The organism is Leptolyngbya sp. BC1307, assembly GCF_002286735.1.
GTDB lineage: Bacteria > Cyanobacteriota > Cyanobacteriia > Phormidesmidales > Phormidesmidaceae > Phormidesmis.
Genome location: NZ_NRTA01000022.1, coordinates 1 through 21,655, shown reverse-complemented (window position 1 = coordinate 21,655; position 21,655 = coordinate 1). Strand labels below are relative to the sequence as shown.

Sequence of the window (21,655 nt, the reverse complement as noted above, 5' to 3'; positions counted from 1 at the left end):
TATTCCGTATAAGTGTTACCTAGTGATGAACCACCCCCTTATTTTTTGATAAAATAATTCGGCAATTGCGTAGGCATGGTCTATGACAGTGGTATTAAGACCCATCAAAGCGTCTCTCAAAGCACTCAAACGTTTGCTATGGCGACAGATGGCGTCTCTAAAGCTGCTGCTGCCGCTAAGTGAACCACAGTGGGCTCAGGTAGGGCTGCTGAAAACGCTGGTACAGCGAGACATGGATGCTCGCTATAAGGGCTCTATGTTGGGGAATCTGTGGCCGCTGCTGAATCAGCTAGCGCAGTTGTTAATTTACACTTATGTGTTTGCCATTGTTCTGCGGGTGAAGCTTAGCCTGAAAGGGTTACCTGCCGACAATTCGTTTGTATTTGGGCTGTGGTTGTTTGCCGGTTTAGTCCCCTGGATTGCCTTCAGCGGCGGCATAACCCAGGCGTCCGGCTCGGTCGTGGGACAGCCTAACCTAGTCAAGAAAGTGGTCTTTCCACTGAGCTTGCTGCCGCTGGTGCCGATATTATCGAGCTTTTTAGAAAGCACGTTCGGCCTGATGGCGCTGATTGTGTTTGTAGTATCTATAAGCAACACGCTCCATCCAACGCTCTTACTCTTGCCCCTCGTGTGGATACCGCAGTTGCTGCTGACAGCAGGACTGGGTTACTTAACGGCTGGGCTGACGGTGTTTATTCGCGATATTCCCCAGACGCTGGGGGTATTGCTTAATCTGTGGTTTTACGCAACGCCGCTAATTTACCCCGCTGACATGATTCCACCCCCTTTCCAGCAGTGGGTATTTTGGTTAAATCCATTGGCGGCGATCGGGGAGATGTATCGAGATACGATATTGGTAGGCCAAGTGACTCATTGGGGCGAGTGGGGAGTGGCAACAGCAACGTCATTGGGCCTGTTTTTGGCTGGATTTTGGTGCTATAAAAAGCTGCGTCCGGCATTTGCAGATGTGTTGTAGGGTGGAGAATCCCGCTCTACGGTTGTCTTTTCTCAAACCTTATGGCTGAAAGTACTGCGATTTCTCTAACAAATGTTTCCAAGGTATTCAAGCGATATCACCATCCGGTGGATCGGCTGAAAGAGATTTTGCTGCCAGGGAAACAGCGGGCAGAGGAGTTTTGGGCGCTGCGGGATATTAATCTGGAGATTCCTAAGGGAGAGACGATCGGGATTATTGGCCGTAATGGGTCTGGGAAAAGTACGCTACTGCAAATTATTGTGGGAACGTTACAGCCGACAACAGGTAATGTGAGTGTCAATGGGCGAGTTTCGGCATTGTTGGAGCTAGGGAGCGGATTTAATCCCGAGTTTACGGGACGGCAGAATATTTTTTTTAATGGACGAATTTTAGGATTAAGCCAGGCGGAGATTGAGACGAAGTTTGATAAGATTGCGGCGTTCGCAGATATAGGAGAATTTATCGAGCAGCCCATCAAAACTTATTCGAGTGGGATGTTTGTGCGGTTGGGGTTCGCGGTAGCCGTACATGTGGACCCAGAGATATTTATTGTCGATGAAGCACTAGCTGTTGGAGATGTCGTGTTTCAGCACAAGTGCATGCGTCGTATCAAAACGCTGATGGATTTAGGAGTGACTACACTATTTGTATCGCACGACGCAAACGCTGTAAAGACGTTATGTAAATCTGCGTTTATGTTAGAGCAGGGAAAGGTCCATACAAGTGGACGGCCAAATGACGTTTTTATTGACTATATGAAGCTAGCCACTCAGATTGAGCTACAACAATCTGAAGTAAATATCCCCAACAACAGCAAGCCATCAATATTGAATCATGAGGATAATTCTCAATTGTTGACAGAAAACGCAAGCCGCAGAGGAAGTGGACGAGCAACGATTGAGCATATTCGGATTTTTCATGAGAATGGTGACTTAGCCATTGCTAGCCCAGTGTTTAAATTCGATGAAATGATTACGCTTGTGACTGATGTTTGTGTCAACGCATCGCTAGAAGACTTTATTATTGGGTTTTTTATCTGTGATAAGAACGGCAATGAGTTGATAGGCAGTAACACAAAAGAGGAGAATGTTTCGATGGGCTCACTGAGGGCCACTGATAAATTTGCAGTTAAGTTTTCTTTCCGGTTACCTCTGAAGGCAGGCGGTTATAGCTTGACCGTTGCAGGTGCAGAAAGCTATACAACTACGACTTGTGATTGGCTAGATAATGTCACCATTTTTCAGGTTCAGATACCTCAAAGTGGAAAATTTATTACCGCAGCGATAAATATACCTATGGAAGTCTCCATCGAAAAAAACATGGGAATAAATTAGTCTTTATTTAAGGTTTCGATTACTGTTCAGAGATTTTTCGTATCGCACTAAACTAAACATGTCAGATAAAAAATTTAAAGGCTATCCTGATATTACACACATCTCTAAAGAACATTTAGATGAGAATACTAGCTTAGCCAAAATATTGGCTTTTGTTGGGAATGATAAGCAAGTCATTGATTTTGGATGTGCGACGGGATACCTCGCGAAACTATTAGCAGAGCAGGGATGTAAAACTGTTGGTATCGAAATAAATCCGGATGCTGCCAAAGCCGCTGAACAGTTCTGTGAACGTGTCATAGTAGCTGATCTCGACTACGACAAAGTTGAAGTTATTATAGGAGAGCAAAAATTTGATGTCGCTATATTTGGAGACGTGCTGGAACACTTGAGAGATCCATGGCAGGTATTAAAGTCTGTCAAGGACATCCTGAATCCCAATGGTTGTGTAATCGCCTCAATACCTAATGTTGCACATGGTTCTGTTCGATTGGCTTTGCTTGAGGGTCGTTTTGAATATTCAGAACTAGGTCTACTTGACAACACTCATCTACGTTTTTTTACTCATGATTCTCTGCGTCATCTATTTGAATCTTCAGGTTATTATATAGAGTCAGAGGATAGTACTAGACTGCCAATATTCGATGCGTCCCCTCTGACACCAAACTTGAACAGAGAGAAAGTTTCTGATGAGCTATTAGAGTTTATCCATGCAGATAAGTTTTCGGACTCGCTGCAATTTGTAGTTCGGGCATATTCATGCTCAACGACCCACGGGCATATTGCCCTTCAGGAGAAATGCTGCGAGCTTCGAAGGGAGATGAATCAGGCAGGGATGGAACTACAGAAAACTCAAGCAGAACTACAGAAAACTCAAGCAGAACTACAGAAAACTCAAGCAGAACTACAGAAAACTCAAGCAGAACTACAGAAAACTCAAGCAGAATCTAAACAGGTTGTTCGAGCAATGGAATCCAGCAAATTCTGGAAGATCAGAACAGCTTGGTTCAAAGTCAAGCGCCTGATTAATCCGAAACCGTCTGGTTGAACCCGGAATTATCTCTGCTAATGTGACCCAATGCACTATCGTTGATTGAAAAATATTTCGATGATCGCTTACAGAAATCGATGCATCAATATTAAAGTTAGCTTAACTTTCTTCTAAAGCAAAATGATAGATGAGTTTGTGTAGCGCAACTGCTGCGTCGGTCACTCCGATAATTTGTGAGTATCTGTCACGATAGGGATGAACTAGAACACAAGTCACACCTAAGAATATAATGAGCAATAAAGCCGAAGAAAATAAAAACTCACGGAAGGGAAGACAGGCTAGCCCTTTGTCTGCTTTGAGAATCGTATTCAAGCAGAACACTTATTTTTTAGCGCGGTTGCGTCAAAGAATTATCGAAAGACAATCAAGGCTAGGATACCTTGTTCGGCTGAGTGAGCTTCCCTTATTGACTAAAAAGTTGATCCTCTTCTATCGGGAAAAAACAAGCTTAGGAAAGGAACTAGCTTCTGTTCCAGGGTTTCAACCTCCCGCTCCGCTCGACCCGTACGAGGCTTGGCAAGCAGCTAACCAATGGACTGCAAAAACCGAGCGATACTTACGAGAAAGGCTGCAAGAGGATGTCTCACCTTTAGCTAAGATCTCAGTCGTGATGCCGGTTTACAACCCGCCGCTTATTTTTTTAGAGGCTGCGATCAGCAGTGTCATCAGTCAGGTTTACGATAACTGGGAGCTATGCATTGCCGATGATTTCAGCCCTAATCCAGATATACAGCTGGCCCTAAAGGCTTGGGCTGATAGAGATGATCGCATTCGCTTGATTTTGCGCGAGGAGAATGGCAACATCAGCGCTGCTACCAACAGCGCTGCAAGCTTAGCGACAGGCGAGTTTATTTTGTTTCTTGACCATGATGATGAACTCACCCCTGATGCTCTTGGTGAGATTGCATTATATTTGAAAAATCATCCAGAGACTGATTTTGTGTATTCAGACGATGACAAGATCAATACGCAGGGACAACGCTACGCGCCTCAATTCAAACCTGACTGGTCACCTGAGCTGCTTCTGTCGTATATGTACATGGGCCACGTTTGCGCTGTCAGGCGGACTATTTTTGATCAGGTAGACGGTATCAGAGTAGGCTTTGAGGGATCGCAAGACTATGATTTTGCGCTCAGGGCAACAGAAAAGTGCCGTCAGGTGGGGCATTTGCCCCTGGTTCTGTATCACTGGCGGGCTGTAGAAGGGTCTACAGCGACTTCGGGGGCCGCTAAGCCAGAAAGTTTTTTGGCAGCCAAAGAAGCGCTGCAGGAGACGCTTGAACGTCGAGATCTCAGCGGAATAGTCTATCATCCGGAGTGGGCACAAGCGGCTAGCTGTGGTATTTTTGCATACTATTTTGCAGATGATGGTCCGTCTGTTTCCATCATTATTCCAACAAAAAATCAGTTGTGTTTGCTCAGAGACTGTATTGAGTCTTTAGAAAAAACCACCTATAAAAACTATCAAATTGTCATCATTGACAATGAGAGTGACGACCCTGAAACGCTTGACTATTTGAATTCAATTCCTCATACCGTCTTAGAAATTGGTAATGAAGGCCAAGGCTTCAACTTTGCTGCGATTAACAATAGGGCGGCTGAACTGGTCAATAGCGATTACTTACTTTTCATGAATAATGATGTTGAAGCGATTTCTCCTCAGTGGCTTAGCCAAATGGTTGGATTTGCCAGTTCTTCAAAGGTGGGGGCTGTCGGTGCTCGCCTGCTATACCCAGATTGCAAAATTCAACATGCTGGTGTCATACATGGTTTGCATCATGGTCTAGCCGGACATGCCTTTAAACTGGTTCCTAGTTGGGATAACGGTTACCTTTCGTATGCTAAGGTCTCTCGCAACTACTCGGCGGTAACAGCCGCCTGTCTATTAACACCGAGAGAGTTGTTTTTAGATTCAGGCGGGTTTGATAGCGATCAATTTGCAGTTGCCTATAACGATGCAGACTATTGCTATCGTCTTGTTGAGGCAGGGTACAGATGCGTGTATTGTTCTACCGCTGAGCTTTTCCATAAGGAGGGAACAACAAGAGGGTTCAGAGACAATCCTCAAGAGATAGCTGCCTTTAAGCGCAAGTACGCAAGTAAAGTTGACCCTTTCTACAGTCCTCATTTATCCCTAGAAGATGAACAGTTTAAGATTGTGCCTCGAAAGGTCGTTTTTGAGATATCGTCACCCGTTAAAACGCTGGTATTTACTCATAATCTGAACTGGGAAGGGGCAACCTATCACCAGTGTGAATTAACGATTTCACTCATGAAGTCGGGTGTTATTGAACCAATCGTGTATGCGCCTGAAGACGGCCCACTACGCCAGGAATACGAATCGGCAGGAATTACCGTATACGTCAGGCCACATCCTTTACAGGGTGTGTTCAGGGTTGAAAACTATTGTGAGAGTCTCTCTGCTCTGGCAGATTTTATTAAAAGTCAATCCATAGAGCTGGTCTATGGAAATACGATCAGTACTTTTTACGCGATCGCCGCCGCCCATCAAGCAAATGTTCCCTCTATTTGGAACATTCACGAGAGCGAAGAATGGGAATTTCACCTATCCCACTTTGGCACACAGCTTTTAGCTCATGCGCTAAAGTCATTTCAGTTTCCTTACCGTGTCATATTCGTAGCAGATGCAACCAGGGATAGATACTTGCCTCTAAATACTCATCACAACTTCAGCGTTATTCACAATGGCTTAAATTTAGAACGGTTAGAGCCTTCTCAAAAAGCCATGACTAGAAAAACCGCTCGCCACTCTTTGCAAGTGACCGAGGGTGATATTGTTTTGCTTTCACTCGGAACCATTTGTGAACGTAAAGGCCAGCACGATCTTGCCCTTGCACTGGCCAAACTACCTTTGGAATTACACTCTAGGATCAGAGTATTTATGGTGGGCGATCGCCCGAGTCAATACAGCACCAAGCTGAAGCAGCTAATAAAGCAGCTACCGTCTTCAGTTCGCCATAGAGTTTCTGTCGTCTCAGAAACATCAAATGTTGTTGATTACTATAAAGCTGCCGACATCTTCGTATTTACGTCTCGAATTGAAAGCTTCCCAAGAGTTATTTTAGAGGCAATGGCCTGCGGACTGCCCATTATTACAACGCCTGTTTTCGGTGTTAAAGAGCAGGTAAAAGAGGGTATCAATGCTCTCTTTTATGAGCCAGGAGAAATCGATCAGCTAGCAGAAAAGATAAAATTGATGCTAGACGATGAAGCAATACGGCTAGCCTTTGGTTGTAGCTCCTACTCTGTACTGAACAGCCTTAATACCTTTGAAGAGATGACCGAAGGATATGCCTCACTATTTAGAGAAGCCTATTTTTCTAAATAGCGAGATATGCATTTGAAAAACTTACAAAAATACGCACCTTCATCAGCCTCTGTTTACAAGCATGATATCCAAGCTAAGGCGACTGATTCTAATCCTAGCAACCGGTGATTTTTTTGGCGTCGTTGAACGGTTATGGGCCAGAATACATCCGCCTTCATATCCAGAATGGTTGCGCGCAGCAGCCAATGTTTCACAGCAAGAAACCGCTGAGGAGGTAGCTGATACTGAGGCAAACGGTTTCCTCATTTCTGTTCTTTTGCCCCTCGACAATACTGATGCTATCTGGTTGATCAAGTCGATTGAGTCGGTTCTGAACCAGCGATACGCTCGCTGGGAGCTATATTTAACCGGCATTGTCTCTACGGCTAGACATATCCGCCCGATTTTAGAACGCTATGCTCAGCAAGATCAGCGCATCACCTTTGTTCTTTTAGAACAGAACCGGAGCATATCTGCCGCTAATAATGTAGCCTTAACGTTAGCCAAAGGTGAATTTGTTGCGCTATTAGAGAGCGATGCGGAACTTGCTCCAACCGCTTTTTACGAAGTTGCTACCTATCTGCGGGCTCACCCGAAAGCTGACTTTATCTACACCGATGTAGACCAGATTACTCAGGCAGGCGATCGCCAAAACCCTTTCTTCAAACCTGACTGGTCACCAGACTATTTTCATTCATATATGTACACCCTGCATTTGTCTGTGTACCGCACCAGTTTGGTTCGTAAAATCAAAGGCTTTAGAAGCGAGTACGAGGGAGCCCAATATTGGGACTTAGCACTACGTATCAGCGAGCAAACATCACAGATTCACCATGTTCCCAAGGTGTTGTATCATCGGCGCACGCTACCCTCTTCGCTGTCATCTGGGGTAGATGCCAATCTGCGGGCCTCTCGGGCTGCGCAAAGAGCACTCCAAGACATGCTGGATCGCAGCCCATATCCAGGTTGGGTTGAAAAAGGTGCGAAATCAGGTCTGTTTAGAGTCCGTCGCCATATTCAGCGCCGCCCGCTAGTCAGTATTGTCATCCCTAGCGCAGGCACCCATTTAAAAATACGGGGTCAGCAAGTCTGTCTGCTAGCGCAATGTGTGAGCAGCATTCGCCGCCTCAGTACCTACCAAAATTTGGAAATCATTTTAGTAGATGGTTACGATATTTCAAAAGCTACTCTCAAGTTAGTTCAAGGAGCAGATCTAAAACTCGTCCGCAGCGATCAGCCCTTCAATTTTTCCCAGCGTATGAACTTGGCGGCGCAAAGTGCTAACGGCGAAATCCTGCTGATGCTAAATGACGATACAGAGATCATGACTTCCAACTGGATAGAAGCCATGCTAGAGCTGGCTCAGCAAACAGAGATCGGTGCTGTCGGGGCTAAGCTATTTTATCCCAATGGTCGCCTACAGCACGCAGGAATGCTAATCCTGACCGGAAAACCTGGCCATGCATTTCACAATGGTTCAGGCAACCATGATGGATATTATTATTCCAACATTGTCAACCGCGACTACCTGGGCGTAACCGGAGCCTGTATGATGATGCGCCATCGCCTGTTTGAAGAACTCAATGGCTTTGACGAAAGCTTTCCTCTGAGCTACAACGACGTAGACCTGTGTCTGCGAGCCCATCAAGCAGGCTATCGCAATGTGTTTACCCCCTACGCAGAACTCATTCACTACGAGTCGGTAAGCCGCGCTAACGGACTCAGCCCTGGAATCCCTGGAGAGCTAGAACGCCTTCATGAGAAATTTGCAGGAAGTTGTTACCTGCAAAATGACCCTTACTACAACCCTAATTTGTCTTCGCGCCGCCCCTTCTTTCAACTTGCCTGGCCCGATGGGCGTAACCAGCAAAGAGGTTCCCGTTAGTGGTTAAGGTAGCCGCAGTTGTACCGACTTATAATCGCTGGCCCAAAACACAGCGATTTTTAGGACAATTTGTCCAGCAAACGTATGCAGACCTGACTACTATTGTTGTCGATGCCGACTCTCCCGACGGTACGGCGAGGGAGGTACAGCAACACTATCCTGACGTGATCTTGCTGCAGGTCAGCGATCAACAGTATTGGGCAGGTGCGACTAACGCAGGCGTCCGCTATGCCCTAGAACATGGCTACGACTATATTTTTACGATTAACGACGATGCGGTGGTGGCCCCTGACCACATACAGCGCCTGATCGCCTTGGCGCAGAAACACAGCCTGAGAATAATCGGAAACCGCATTGATTATTTGGAGCCGCCTCATCAAGTTTGGGCGCTGGGCACTCAGCTCGTCTGGGGCACGCCCAGATTCTTACAGCTACAGTATGTCAATACGCTTGCTGAAGATTTACCCGCAGACATCATGGCTCAGGAGATTTTAGCGGTCGATGCGCTACCCGGAGATGGCGTTCTCATCCATCGCAGCGTTTTTGAGCAGGTGGGCTTGTATCAGGCTGCGTTTTTGCCGCACTATCATGCCGATTCTGAGCTTATTCTGCGGGCCAGACGGTCTGGAATCGAGGCGTACGTGGCTCCGCATGTGGTGTTGCAAGACGACTTTTCGGCTGCACAAAAAAAACAAGATTTCAAGCGGATCGCGGGGCTGAAGTACGCTTTCTTTCACCCTAAATCTCACCTGTTTGTGCCGGCCATTATTTACATTTTCCTCCGCTACTGCCCCTGGTATGCCTACCCGCAAACGCTCTATCACTTACTCATGCGGCTGCTGCGACTGGGTAAAAGCCGTCCTCGGACGGAACGGAGTGGGCGGTAGCCGATGGGTTAACGACTTTGCCCACCAGCTCATAAAGTCTATCCAGCCCTGAAAACGGCCGATACCCGTTTCCCGATCACGCAGCAGTAGCTTGATGCTCCAGATCAGCAGGTAGGGAATGTTCAGGCCAAGCGCCGTCCAGGAGCCATGCCTGAAAAGAAAGTACAGTTTGCTAAAGGTCGCATGTCGAAACTTCGCGCGGCGGTTGCGGCTGGTAATGGCCGATACCGCATGGTTTACCAACACCGCCTGAGTCACACCAATTTCATGCCCCTGACGGCGGTAGCGCTCGCAGATCTCGGCGTCTTCGTAGTCTAAAAAAAAGGTGGGATCAAACTCAGGGCAATGGTCGAACCGATGCAAGTTAAAAATCATACTGCAACCCGATACCCAACGGCTGGCGAGCACGTTAGCAGGCTGCTCTGCTGACTGGTGGACGGTTTGCGCGGCGGGCAATCGATGCTTGAGAGACCCCGTCCACGGGTTGAAGCGGCCCTGAGCAAACCAGATATCTTTGCTACTCGCTCGAATGCGGGTGCCTAAAATGCTGAGCGTGGGCCGGTGCTCGAAGCAGGTGTGGACGTAAGCGATCGCCCCCACCACCAAAACCGCATCCGGGTTGATCAGCCACACCCAAGCGCGCGGATCCCGCTGATAGGCATACGCCAACCCCAAATTACAGCCCCCGCCAAACCCCAAGTTGCCCGCAGCTGGAAGAATTGCTATATTCTCAAACTCCTGCTGCAGAACGTAGACAGACGTATCGTCAGGAGAATTATTGACGATAATAAACTGGTAGGGTAGCGGGAAAGAGAGCGCCGCTACAGACCGCAGCAGGTGACGCAATAGCTCGGTGGAATAGTAATTAACCGATAGAAAATAAAGCATTTCGCCAGCATACACAAACAACGTATGACTCAGACAGCCCGTATCTGTATTAACCGCTATTTAGTTGTTTTGAGCTGGTGGCCCGGCCTAACAAGCCCGATTATATTGACTTTTTAGCAAAGCTTAGTGAGCTTGACAAGTTACTTTAGAACGCTCATGGCAGCTTCTTACTAAGGTCATGCTCATTACAATGTGATGAATGAACGCCTAGTAAGATGTCGGTTTAGATCTGCTTAGGATTCAGTTGAGTGCGATCGCCTATCCAAAGCTCATTTCAGCGCATATTTGCCGGTACCCTCTTTTTCTCTACCACCATTGTCGTTGCGGTGGTGGGGTATATTCTGGCGGGCTGGACGCCGCTGGACGCCATTTATATGGTGGTGATCACCGTGTTTGGGGTGGGGTATGGCGAGGTAGAGCCGCTCGACTCGACTAAGCTGCGAGTGTTTACAATTTTGGTAATCATCGCAGGGGCACTGTCGGTGGCCTACACGCTGGCGGGCTTTGTACAAATGGTGACCGCTGGTGAAATTCGTCGGACGCTGCGCGTGAGGCAAATGACTCAAGAAATTCAGAACTTAACCAATCATGTGATTGTCTGTGGCTATGGCCGCATGGGGCAAATGCTGACGCAAAAGCTCCAGGAAGATCATCAGCGGTTCATCATCTTAGACCGCAACCCCGACCGGATTAACGCCGCTCAAGAGAAAGGCTACCTGGTCTTTTTGGGCAACGCCACCGATGAAAATCATCTGCAGGCCGTCGGCATTGACCGGGCTAGAGTGCTGGCGACCGTACTGCCAGACGATGCGGCCAATGTTTTTATTAGCCTGACGGCCCGCGAGCTAAATCCTCAGCTGGTGGTGGTGGCGCGGGGTACGCTGCCCTCTTCAGCGAAAAAGCTGCGGCTAGCGGGCGCGGATCAGGTGGTTTTACCGGCGACGATTGGTGCGCTGCGAATGGCCCACCTGATCAGTCACCCAAACGCGGTGAACTTTATTGCTCAAGATGATGGCCGGGCCAATCTGAACGAACTGCTAGCTGAAATTGACATACAGGTGAATGAGCTGGCGGTATCGGCTGATTCGGCGCTGCTAGGTCGGACTATCGGCGATGTCGAGATCCACGGAAAAGGGACGTTTATCATTGTGGCGCTAAAGCGGGCTGACGGCACTATTGTGATTCATCCGGGCCATCAGGAAGCTTTGTATGAAGGCGACACGGTGATGATCATGGGGCACCAGGGCGATATGCCCAACTTTGCGCAGCGGTCGGCGGCAAAAAGTCAGTTGCGCTATCGGGGGGCACGGGTCCGCCGCTAGCGAGCTGCCCTGATCACGTCCGCTGCTGGGCTTTGGTGAGCTGCTGACCGTGAGGGCACAGGTCTAAAATATTGCAGCGATCGCACATCGGCTTCCGGTAATAGCAGCACCGCTGACCGTGCAGCATCAGCACCTCGTGATTATCATAAACCTGTTGAGCTGACCAGTCTGCCGGGAGCTGCGCTTCTAAAATTTTGTGAGAGAGCCCGACGGAGACCTTTTCGGAGATCAGCCCCGTGCGCATCGCCACCCGATGATGATGGCTATCGACTGGTAGAGCGCGTCGTCTCAGGGTGCTAAAGGCAAGCACAGCGGCGCTGGTTTTAGGGCCAACTCCTGTTAAAGTTTCCAGCCAGGTTCTGGCTTCGGTGACAGGAAGCTCCGTCAGGAAATCGACCGATAGCTCGCCGCGCTCGGCGGTAATCTGCCGCAAGACTTGCTGAATACGGGGGGCTTTTTGCTCAGGCCAGGTGCAGGGGGCGATCGCTGTTTGTACTGCCGCCGTCTCCGCGTCACGCACTGCTTCCCAGGTCGGAAACGCCGCCCTAAGCTGCTTAAACGCCCGGCCAGAGTCTTTGTTTTTAGTCCGGTGCGATAGCAGTGAAGATACCAGTTCGCTCAGCGGGTCTAAATTATGAAAATAGGCAATCGGACAACCATAGGCTTCGCAGAGGCGGTGATGAATGGCGATCGCTTTTTGGCTGAGATCAGGCGCGGTCAGTAGGTCAATTTGCAAGAGTTCTGATGTAAAAATAGACTGTATTGCAGACTAAATTTACTAAAGTTGCCCTAAAAAAGCGTCTATCTAAAGTTGGCTACCTACAGCAGAATCTTTTCTGCTGAACTCAAAACGGAGTCATCCGGTGCGCTGCGCCTGCCCACCCGTGCGACCTACAAAAAGTCTCTATCTTTAGACACAATCTCGATCCAAGACTCTGTAGAAGCTGCTACGTCTGTCTATTAGCCTTACACAACAAAGCCGTCTAAATTACCTGCTCGCTTTCTTTGTCAAACAGATGAAAGCGGGTGAGATCGAACTGCAGATCTAGTGTTTCGCCCGGCGTAATTTTGGCCCGAGGATCTACGCGAGCGATAAACTCAATGTCGTTGGGTAGCGTAAAGTAGACGATCTCTTCGTGACCCATCAGCTCTACGACAGAAGCCGTTGCTTTGACACTCACCGGCTCAATGCCCGGCGGCACATACTGCGGGTGGTAAATCCCTTCTGGGCGGATGCCAAAGATCACCGGACGCCCGATAAATTCGCGGTAGCGCTGCTGCCGGTCGGTCGGCACCGGGACGGTGAGGTCGCCGTCGGTTTTAATCGCCGGGACGCCATCTTTCTCAATCAGCTGCGCTTCAAAAAAGTTCATTGAGGGGCTACCGAGAAAGCCCGCTACAAAAATGTTGTTAGGGTGGTCGTATACGTTTTGCGGCGTGTCAATCTGTTGCAAAATGCCTTTGTTCATCACGGCGATGCGGGTACCCATCGTCATCGCTTCTGCCTGGTCGTGGGTGACATAGACAAAGGTAGTACCGACTTTTTTGTGGAGCTGGCTGAGTTCGGCGCGGGCCTGTACGCGCAGCTTGGCGTCGAGGTTAGAGAGTGGTTCATCCATCAAAAAGACGGCAGGCGATCGCACAATTGCCCGGCCTAGCGCTACCCGCTGCCGCTGCCCGCCCGATAGCTGCTTTGGCTTACGATCTAGCAGCTGTTCAATACCGAGCTGCCGGGCCGCATCTTCCACGCGCTTTCTGATTTCTTTTTTATTGATGCCTTTAAGATCCAGGCTAAAGCCCATATTGTCGGCCACGGTCATATGCGGATAGAGCGCGTAAGATTGAAAAACCATGGCGATATCGCGGTCTTTGGGCGTCACATTATTCACCCGCTGCCCGTCAATGTAAATGTTGCCGTCGCTGATATCTTCCAGGCCAGCAAGCATTCGCAGCGAGGTCGTTTTACCACAGCCCGAAGGCCCGACCAAGACTAAAAATTCCTTGTCTTCAAGCTCGATACTGAGATCTTTGACGGCCACGTAGCCGTTTTCATACTGTTTAGTGACTTTTTCAAAAACGACGCTAGACATGATGGGTTTCCGAGGATAAACAGGTTGAGAAGAGAATTGCGGACTACCCTTTGACAGAGCCTGCCAACAGCCCACGTACAAAGAAGCGCTGCAAGGCAAAAAAGACGGCCATGGGCACCAGCATAGAGATAAATGCGCCCGCCGTGAGCAGGTACCAATCTTGACCGCGATCGCCCACAATATTCCGTAGCACCAGCGTCACCGGAGCCACATCCTGGTTGCCGCCCAAATACACCAGGGCCACCAGCAAATCATTCCACACCCAGAGAAACTGAAAGACGGCAAAAGAGGCGATCGCCGGCATACTCAGCGGCACAATCACGCGCGTAAAGGTCTTCAGGTGAGACGCGCCATCGACCGCCGCCGCCTCAATCAGGTCGCGCGGCAGTGATCCGATATAGTTGCGCAGCAGGTATACGCCCAGTGGCAGGCCGTAGGCGCTATGGGCCAGCCAGACCGCCAAAAAGGTGCCTGATATGCCCAGCGCGGTGTAGGCCCGCAAAATTGGAATCAGCGTCATCTGTAGCGGGACTACCAGCAGCGCGACGGTGACAATGAAAATTGCCTGACGACCGGGAAACTCCATCCAGGCCAGCGCGTAGGCGGCGAAAGTGGCGATCGCAATCGGAATCACCGTCGCCGGTACCGAAATCACCAGACTGTTGAGAAAAGCCTGCCCCATCCCCTGGTCAAAGAGCACGGTGCTGTAGTTTTCTAGCGTAAACTGCGTAAACTCAAACGGATTGAGAAACACCGTCCACCAGCCGCTGTTAACCAGATCATCTGCAGGCCGAAAAGAGCTGATCAGTAGCCCTAGCGTCGGCAGTGTCCAGAGAATGGCGATCGCCACAACGGCAATATGCACAGGCGCTTTGGCCATGAAGCGCTCAAACTTAGACTTCTCTTTACGCTTGGCCACATAGTCTGGTTGGGGGTCGGGCTGCGGTCGCTGGGGGGCGGGGGGTTGCGGCTGAGCGACGGTCATCGGTTAAGCTCCTGTTGGCGAAAGCGGCGAATATTGGCAACCATGACGGGGATGACAGCGAACAGAAGAATGACGGCGATCGCACTGCCCCGCCCATAGTTGCGAAAATTAAACATCTCTCGGATCATGCGGCTGGCAATCACATCGGTTTGCAAATTGCCGCCAGTCATCACAAAGACAATATCAAACACCTTGAGCACCAGCACCACCACTGTTGTGGCTACCACGGTCACCGTCGGCATGATCATCGGCACCGTAATCCGCCTAAAAATTTGAATCTCACTGGCCCCATCCACTCTGGCCGCCTCAATCACATCGTCAGGCACACCTTTCACAGCCGACGAGAGCAGCACCATGCAAAAGCCCGTTTGCAGCCAGATCATAATCGCAATCAGGGCAAAATTATTAATGCCGCGATTTACCAGCCACCCCACCGGCTCAAACCCCAGCGCCACGACAATCGCATTGAGTACGCCAATCTGCTCAGCCCCGATGGGCCGGTAAGCATAGATAAACCGCCAGATGACGCTGGCTCCGACAAACGAAATCGCCATCGGCAAAAAGATCAGCGATTTGGCCAGAGGCTCATAGCGCACCCGGTCGATTAAAACAGCGATAATCAGCCCTAGCCCGACGCTAATGCCCGTCACCAGCACCAGCCACAGCAGATTATTGCGAAAGGTAATCAGCATGTCGGGAGCGGTAAAGGCAAAAATGTAGTTTTTTAGCCCGACAAAATCATCTGAGCTATTGCCAAAAAAGCTGAGATAAAAGGTGCGAATAGCCGGAATCACCAGATAAGCCGTCAGCAGCAGCACCGATGGGCCAACGTAAATCCAGGGCAGCACCTTCAGCCGTGCCCGCTGCGGCAAAGTCTTTTCGACCAAGATATTCAGCCCATAAAAGACAGCGATGATGCCGACTGACCCGATGGCGATCGCCAGCAGCGCCTTCAAAATTAGCGATATGTTGTTACTGTCCATAGCCTTTCTTCTATCGTCTTTCCACTGAGCTGCTGCTACACCTAAAAACAGATGGCTGCTTTACCCGCCTTCTGAACTTACGGACCCTCTACCACCGAACTGTCTTCGGGCCAGTAAAACTCAATCTGGTCAGTCACTTCCTCAGCCGACGAACCCGCTACAAAGTTCATCATTCCTGACCAAAAAGTCCCTGTCCCGACCGCGCCGGGCATCGCATCAGAAGCGTCAAACTGAACAATCTTTGCAGTAGTCAGTAGCTCAGCCTGCTTGCGACTGATCTCGTCCGGGTAAACGCTCAGGTCAACCTGTTTATTGGCAGAAAGAAAGCCGCCCTGCTTTGCCCAAATTTCGTGCGGTGTCGGCGTTGCCAGATAGGCCATCAGCTGACGCGCCTCGGGCGTGTCGTTGAGCATAGAGAAAATATCGCCCGCTACCAGCAGCGCCTTGCCATATTCAGGATTGATCACCGGCGTCGGGAAAAAGTCTACGTTTTCTCCTAAGACGACATCTTTAGGGAAAAAGGTGCTAATAAAATTGCCCTGATGATGCATATAGCACTTGGGCGGATCGTCAAAGAGCCCTGCTACCGAGTCGCCCCAGGGAATGCTCAGCGCTGCCGTTTTACCGCCCCAAACATAGCCGGGCGATCGCACTATCTCAGCAAAATACCCAAAAGCTTCCTGCACTTCAGGGGCGTTAAAAGGCACCTCATGCTGCACCCACTGATCGTAAAATTCGGGGCCAGCAGTATGCAGCAAGATATCTTCTACCCAGTCAGTACCCGGCCAGCCAGAGGCGTTACCGCTCTCCATGCCCAAGCACCAAGCGCTCCCGCCTTCGGCAACGATTTTGTCACTGAGGGCAGTCATCTCCTCCCAGGTATCGGGAATTGAGTAGCCCTTTTCTGCAAACTGCTCGGGGTTGTACCAAATTAGGCTCTTAACCGCCGAGCGATACCAGATACCGTAGATCTGGTCGTCTACCGTCGAGAGGTCTATCCAGCTATCGGGATAGTAGGCTTCGAGTTCACTGCGGGTAAGCACTTCGGTGACCGGCACCAGTGCGCCTTCTGCGGCCAGCGATCGCATCAGTCCCGGCTGCGGAAACATAGCAATATCGGGCGAATCACCCGAATCGACCCGCACTGGCAGCAGCGTTGTAAAGGCGTCTGTGCCCTCGTAGATAACGTCGATGCCCGTCTCCTCTTCAAAGGGCTTCAGCGCCTCTTCTAGTTTGGCCTGCTGGTCACCGACGATTACGCCTAATACGCTGACCGTATTTGAGCCAGCGGGCTGACTGGTTGCTGACGGGTCTGTCTCTGAGGGCTGGCTACAGCTGGCTAAGGGAAGGGCGATCGCCAACCCCAGCGTCAGATACCTGACCATTCTCCCAGCAGGTCTTGTCGTAATCTGAATGGATGAACACTGCTGTAAGAGAGAAAACATAAATCTTAGAAGTTTATAAGTCAAACATCCCTATTTATTTGGGTGTAAGAGAGTTTCGAGACCTCTTAAAATATTATGTCTTAGAGTAGAAGGACTGCCCTATCTTTAGAAATAATTATGAAAAGGTGATATAAAACTTTACGCTCTAGCTAATGTAAATGCGTATCGCGCTTAAGACAATAAACTTTATTTGCAGCCAAGCCTATGCCAACCCCACCTGCTGCCACCCAACCGCCTTGCTGGGACCCCTGGCTCCTTCAGGAAGACGGGTCTGGGCAAAGTGATACCTATCGGTTGTTCTATCTCAGCGGCAGCACCGACCAAGACCCCTGGTGGCAAACTAGCTGGATTTGCGAGGCACACTCTCAAGATATGTGCCACTGGCATCATACTGGGCCGGTTCTAGAGCCTCTCGCTGGTCAAGGTTGGGAGTCTGGGCGAATATTTGCAGGCAGCGCCTACCAAGAAGAAAACACCCGCTACTTATTTTATTCAGCGGCAAGCAAAAGTGAGATCTCAAAAGAGGCCATTGGTCTAGCCACCTCCACAGATGGGCAGCACTGGCACCGCTTTGATAAACCCTTGCTCTTGCTCGCAGATGACTGCGATGTGTGCACTAACACCGGTATTGGCTATGCCGGAAAGTGTAACTGGGCGAGCCATCTACATTGGCGAGACCCTTACATTTTAAAAGCGCCTGCCACGCAAAAATACTACCTGTTTTTCTGTGCGTCTCTCACCGGATCAGCGCTTTATCAGGGAGGCGTAGGGGTTGCTACGGCTGATCATCTGGCTGGTCCCTACCGGTTACTCCCTCCTGTAGCAGGGCCTGGCGTAGTTGCAGAAGAGCTTTCCTCTACATCGGACAGCGTATCGGATAGTGTTGCTGACGAGCCAGCAGACGCAAGCGCACGATGGCCTTTCTATCATCTAGAGCGGCCTCAGGTTATTTATTTTCAAGGCAAATATCATTTGTTTTTCTCCTGCTTCAAAGAATTTGTCAATCCGCTTTGGCTAGAAGAAATTGGTTCTGACAACGTGTCTGATTCGACGCTGTACTGGTATATCTCAGATCAAATTACTGGTCCGTTTGAGCCAGCAGGCCCGCTGCCAGTCGTACCAGGCAGTGAAGCTACCGGGCTTTATGGCACCACGTTTTTTCCAAAGACTCATCGAGGTAACTGGCAGCAGGCAGACCTATCGAATGAAATTGAGATGTCAGTTTTAGGCTGGTATTCAGAGAACTATCGGCTAGCCGTGAGTCAGGAGTTCATCGCGATCTGGACACAGTCAGGGCTCAAGATTGCAGCAAACCCGTCTGTTAGTCGCTCAATAGAATAGATGCGAGACAAAGATAGCGCACTTAATTGCGTCGTAGTAGACCATCTGACGGCCTTGTTCACCATAGAATGCGAAGATTTGGCGGGCTTGCCGAAGGGAATCTCTACAAGCCCGCCATGGCTGGGCTTAGCCACCCATCTGAGTAACCGCATTGCGGGTGAAGTTAACTCGCTCTTCAAAGTCGAGCTTTTTCACCATCTCAACAAAGCTATTGGTTTGCTTGGGCAGACTGTAGTCATCAGGGACGGTAACAATCGTACCGGCTTCCATGCCTTGGGCTAGCAGCAGCCAGAATTCCAGTGCTCCGCTTGAGCTGAGTGCGCCGTACTCTTTGCTGATGTCTGTTCCATTGCCTTCGACAACATCTCTCTGCGCCTGTAGCTGTTCTTCTTTTGACAAAGCCTTTACTTTGTCGAACAGGGTGTTACCTAGCACTTCCACATCATTCGGAGGGGCGGGATTCAAGTTCTCTTTAAGATCTAAGTAGCCGTACCACAGCAGCGCTAGCTTAGTATCAGCGTCAAACTTTTGGAATTCATCTAGCGGCTGCTTGACACTATCAACAGTTGTATACGTCATGGGATACCTCAAAATTTGTACAACCGATCTAGCGGACTATGCTAGCCCACTATCCGATTTCTTTACTGCTCTAGCCTAACCAAGTTGCCTGCGTGACTAAATGCTCTGCAGACAGACATCGCTACCAGCGACAACCGGTAAAACTCTGTCACTTGAGGGAAGATATCCGGGCACCCGATGGCCGGTTACTCGCGCCACAGCGCGATGAGCTTGATGTCAGGCTATAACAGGTATAATGCTGATGGCCCCCAGATTTATCGCAGTCTGCGGTCTGTGATCAGTGCGGCGATCGCTTAGAAAACAATGCCTCAGCTAGCCTTATTTTCCCCTTTTGAAGACCCAGAAGACTCCGTCTCTCACTTGGCCACGCCAGCCTATCAAATACGCGAGAGTAAGCGAGCTAAGCACGTCTCTATCAAAATCTCGGTAGAGGGTGAGGTGGAAGTCGTCGTACCCCCCAAGTTTGATCGTAAGCAGCTGCCCGGTATTTTAGAGAAGAAGCAGGACTGGATTGCGAAAACGCGATCACGTCTGACCAGCGATCGCGCCCAAACCTCAAGCGACTGGCAGGCCGAAAAACCCGAAACCATCGCGCTGCGCTGGCAGTCAACCGCGCTAGATGACCCTAACCAGCCCGGTTCGGCAGGCCCCAGTTCAGCAGACCCCAGCGATCTAGAAATTTGGTCAGTTGCCTATCAGCCCAGTGCGGGCAATAAAACCCTTTGCATTCCCTCATTGGGCGATCGCCTGACCATTCGCGGCAACACAGAGCACCTGCCCGCTTGCCAGGCCGTCTTAAGAAAATGGCTCGCTCACAGAGCCCAGCGAGATCTCACGCCCTGGCTACGGCAGCTCGGCTTTGAGCTTGACTTGCCCTGCCGCCGCATCTCAGTGCGCGGCCAAAAGACCCGCTGGGCAAGCTGCTCCAATCACAAAGACATCAGCTTGAACTACAAACTGCTATTTCTGCCCAGGCCGCTGGTTCACTATGTATTAGTCCACGAGCTTTGCCATACGGTGCATATGAATCACTCGGCAAAATTTTGGCGGCTCGTCGGTGAAAAGCAGCCCGATTACCAGCAGTGGCGCGACCAGCTCAAAACCGGCTGGCGCTATGTGCCGCGTTGGGTAGAAACATGATCGCAGTCAAGGCGGGTGAAGACCTGCAAACGCCTCACAGTGGCTACCACTGGCGAGGTCAGTCAGGTCGTTTCTTTGAGGGCTGGTATCTGCGGCTGACGCTGCCTGAGACAGCGCAGACGTTTGCCTTTATGTATTCGATTGACGATCCGGCGGGGGGAAGCGATCGCAGCGGTGGCGCAGCCCAGATCTTAGGCCCTGACGAAGCTTACTACTGCCGCACGTTTCCAGATGTCAATCAGTTTTGGGCCTGGCCGCACCAGCTAGGGTTAGGCCACTGGCGCAGCGCTAATATATCCGGTCCGGCTCGCTACCTCTCCCCTGCAGCGTTTACTCGTCATATCAAAGAAGGCTATCAGGTCAGCCCTAACCATCATCAGGGCAAATTGCTAGATCCTGCTGGGAAAACCAAAGCCGAGTGGTGTTACCAAATTAGTCCGATAGCTGGCTGGGGTGCTCCTAAGTCGCAGTCCACCGCAGGCTGGCTATCTTATCTGCCCGTCTTCGAGCCCGGTTGGCAGGTGCTAATGGCCCACGGGTTAGCCTCAGGCTGGATTGACTGGCAGGGCAAACGCTATCACTTCGAAACCGTACCGGCCTACGCTGAGAAAAACTGGGGCGGCGCTTTTCCCATTAAATGGTTTTGGATACAGTGCAATGCCTTTGCGAACGTCCCTGGGCTGAGCGTTACGGCAGTAGGCGGCGTCCGCGACGTGATTACCTGGCAAGAAGATGTCGGACTGATTGGCATTCATTACCAGGGTCAGTTCTACGAATTTCTCTCAACTAAAACCGCCTTTACCTGGGCAGTTGACCCTTGGGGCTACTGGCAAATGACGGCGCGCGACTATCGTTATCGAGTGACGCTCACAGGCAGCGCTACCGATGCCGGAGCCTGGGTGCGAGTGCCGACGCAAACTGGCTTGCAGTGGCTGTGCCGGGATACGACTCATGGCGAATTGCAACTACAGCTATGGGATATTTCTAGTGACAAGATGATTTTAGAGGCGACCAGTCAGCTCGCCGGATTGGAGGTAGGCGGCGGGCCGTGGGGCGATCGCTGGACAAAATCTTGACAAAATCTGAAATAAAAATCCTAAGTGACTTGCTATATTGTTCTGTGTGATTAGCTGTCAGAGTCGGTCTAATCCACCCGATCAAGCAGTTAACTTACATGGGGCTGTGGCTCAGATGGATAGAGCAAGCGCCTCCTAAGCGCTAGGTCGCGCGTTCGAATCGCGCCAGTCCCGTCCTCTGCCAATCAAATCAAACAAAAAGCCCCCCGCACGGCCTGCCAGAAGCAGCGTGCGGGGGGCTTTTATTTCGCTATCCAATCAAGGAGTAGTTATCAGGTGACGACTACGCGTTGATGGCAGGTGCAGTCATTGCAACCGGTGCAGCTTCACCTGCTGCCAGGTCCA

The 21,655-nt window shown here is 50.2% G+C and carries 17 protein-coding genes and 1 tRNA gene; 11 read left to right on the top strand and 7 right to left on the bottom strand.

From position 1 onward, the window contains the following. The first annotated feature begins 148 nt into the window (after positions 1–148). The 6 genes from CKL79_RS13060 to CKL79_RS13035 all read left to right on the top strand — a co-directional run bounded on the left by CKL79_RS13060 (position 149) and on the right by CKL79_RS13035 (position 9,461). Positions 149–976: an ABC transporter permease gene (locus tag CKL79_RS13060; RefSeq protein WP_121970017.1), complete on the top strand. Its 828-nt coding sequence runs from the start codon at positions 149–151 to the stop codon at positions 974–976. A gap of 41 nt (positions 977–1,017) precedes the next feature. Beyond that, positions 1,018–2,310, top strand: coding sequence for an ABC transporter ATP-binding protein (locus CKL79_RS13055; RefSeq protein WP_121970016.1), 1,293 nt, complete (start codon positions 1,018–1,020; stop codon positions 2,308–2,310). A 58-nt stretch (positions 2,311–2,368) separates the two neighbouring features. Beyond that, on the top strand, positions 2,369–3,358 hold the full coding sequence (locus tag CKL79_RS13050; protein WP_121970015.1) for a class I SAM-dependent methyltransferase: 990 nt from the start codon (positions 2,369–2,371) through the stop codon (positions 3,356–3,358). Positions 3,359–3,590: 232 nt separating this feature from the next. Further along, positions 3,591–6,710, top strand: a complete 3,120-nt coding sequence (locus CKL79_RS13045) for a glycosyltransferase (RefSeq protein WP_121970014.1) — start codon at positions 3,591–3,593, stop codon at positions 6,708–6,710. A 256-nt stretch (positions 6,711–6,966) separates the two neighbouring features. Continuing rightward, positions 6,967–8,574 (top strand): glycosyltransferase family 2 protein, encoded by a 1,608-nt coding sequence (locus CKL79_RS13040; RefSeq protein WP_170944056.1) that lies wholly within the window; start codon positions 6,967–6,969, stop codon positions 8,572–8,574. After that, a complete protein-coding gene (locus CKL79_RS13035) occupies positions 8,574–9,461 on the top strand; it encodes a glycosyltransferase family 2 protein (protein WP_121970012.1) in 888 nt (295 codons plus the stop codon). The genes CKL79_RS13040 and CKL79_RS13035 overlap by 1 nt, the downstream gene beginning before the upstream one ends. Here the strand turns inward: CKL79_RS13035 and CKL79_RS13030 are convergent. Next, a complete protein-coding gene (locus tag CKL79_RS13030) occupies positions 9,399–10,349 on the bottom strand; it encodes a glycosyltransferase family 2 protein (protein ID WP_141242207.1) in 951 nt (316 codons plus the stop codon). The genes CKL79_RS13035 and CKL79_RS13030 overlap by 63 nt on opposite strands. Positions 10,350–10,609: 260 nt before the next feature. On the opposite strand from CKL79_RS13030, the gene CKL79_RS13025 reads away from it, so the two are divergent. Continuing rightward, positions 10,610–11,671 (top strand): potassium channel protein, encoded by a 1,062-nt coding sequence (locus tag CKL79_RS13025; protein ID WP_121970063.1) that lies wholly within the window; start codon positions 10,610–10,612, stop codon positions 11,669–11,671. A 13-nt stretch (positions 11,672–11,684) separates the two neighbouring features. On the opposite strand, the gene CKL79_RS13020 is transcribed toward CKL79_RS13025, so the two are convergent. From CKL79_RS13020 to CKL79_RS13000, 5 genes are all read right to left on the bottom strand, one after another. Continuing rightward, entirely contained in the window at positions 11,685–12,407 is a 723-nt protein-coding gene (locus CKL79_RS13020) for a Fe-S cluster assembly protein HesB (RefSeq protein ID WP_240518849.1), read from the bottom strand. A gap of 247 nt (positions 12,408–12,654) precedes the next feature. Then, a complete protein-coding gene (ugpC, locus tag CKL79_RS13015; RefSeq protein ID WP_121970009.1) occupies positions 12,655–13,761 on the bottom strand; it encodes a sn-glycerol-3-phosphate ABC transporter ATP-binding protein UgpC in 1,107 nt (368 codons plus the stop codon). A 43-nt stretch (positions 13,762–13,804) separates the two neighbouring features. Then, positions 13,805–14,641, bottom strand: coding sequence for a carbohydrate ABC transporter permease (locus tag CKL79_RS13010; RefSeq protein WP_121970062.1), 837 nt, complete (start codon positions 14,639–14,641; stop codon positions 13,805–13,807). Between the two features lie 101 nt (positions 14,642–14,742). Further along, the gene (locus CKL79_RS13005) at positions 14,743–15,729 is read right to left on the bottom strand and encodes a sugar ABC transporter permease (RefSeq protein ID WP_121970008.1); all 987 of its coding nucleotides are present in this window, start codon (positions 15,727–15,729) and stop codon (positions 14,743–14,745) included. A 77-nt stretch (positions 15,730–15,806) separates the two neighbouring features. Further along, positions 15,807–17,174, bottom strand: coding sequence for an ABC transporter substrate-binding protein (locus tag CKL79_RS13000; RefSeq protein ID WP_240518848.1), 1,368 nt, complete (start codon positions 17,172–17,174; stop codon positions 15,807–15,809). 204 nt (positions 17,175–17,378) lie between these two features. Here CKL79_RS13000 and CKL79_RS12995 point away from each other — a divergent pair, with 204 nt between their 5' ends. Continuing rightward, positions 17,379–18,515 (top strand): beta-fructosidase, encoded by a 1,137-nt coding sequence (locus CKL79_RS12995; protein WP_121970006.1) that lies wholly within the window; start codon positions 17,379–17,381, stop codon positions 18,513–18,515. A gap of 126 nt (positions 18,516–18,641) precedes the next feature. Here CKL79_RS12995 and CKL79_RS12990 read toward each other — a convergent pair whose 3' ends face one another. Beyond that, the gene (locus tag CKL79_RS12990; protein ID WP_121970005.1) at positions 18,642–19,094 is read right to left on the bottom strand and encodes an orange carotenoid protein N-terminal domain-containing protein; all 453 of its coding nucleotides are present in this window, start codon (positions 19,092–19,094) and stop codon (positions 18,642–18,644) included. A gap of 303 nt (positions 19,095–19,397) precedes the next feature. On the opposite strand from CKL79_RS12990, the gene CKL79_RS12985 reads away from it, so the two are divergent. The 3 genes from CKL79_RS12985 to CKL79_RS12975 all read left to right on the top strand — a co-directional run bounded on the left by CKL79_RS12985 (position 19,398) and on the right by CKL79_RS12975 (position 21,484). Further along, positions 19,398–20,234, top strand: a complete 837-nt coding sequence (locus CKL79_RS12985; RefSeq protein WP_121970004.1) for a SprT family zinc-dependent metalloprotease — start codon at positions 19,398–19,400, stop codon at positions 20,232–20,234. Further along, positions 20,231–21,310, top strand: a complete 1,080-nt coding sequence (locus CKL79_RS12980) for a tocopherol cyclase family protein (RefSeq protein ID WP_121970003.1) — start codon at positions 20,231–20,233, stop codon at positions 21,308–21,310. The genes CKL79_RS12985 and CKL79_RS12980 overlap by 4 nt, the downstream gene beginning before the upstream one ends. Before the next feature lie 100 nt (positions 21,311–21,410). Then, positions 21,411–21,484: transfer RNA gene (locus CKL79_RS12975), tRNA-Arg, on the top strand. Positions 21,485–21,655: the final 171 nt, after the last annotated feature.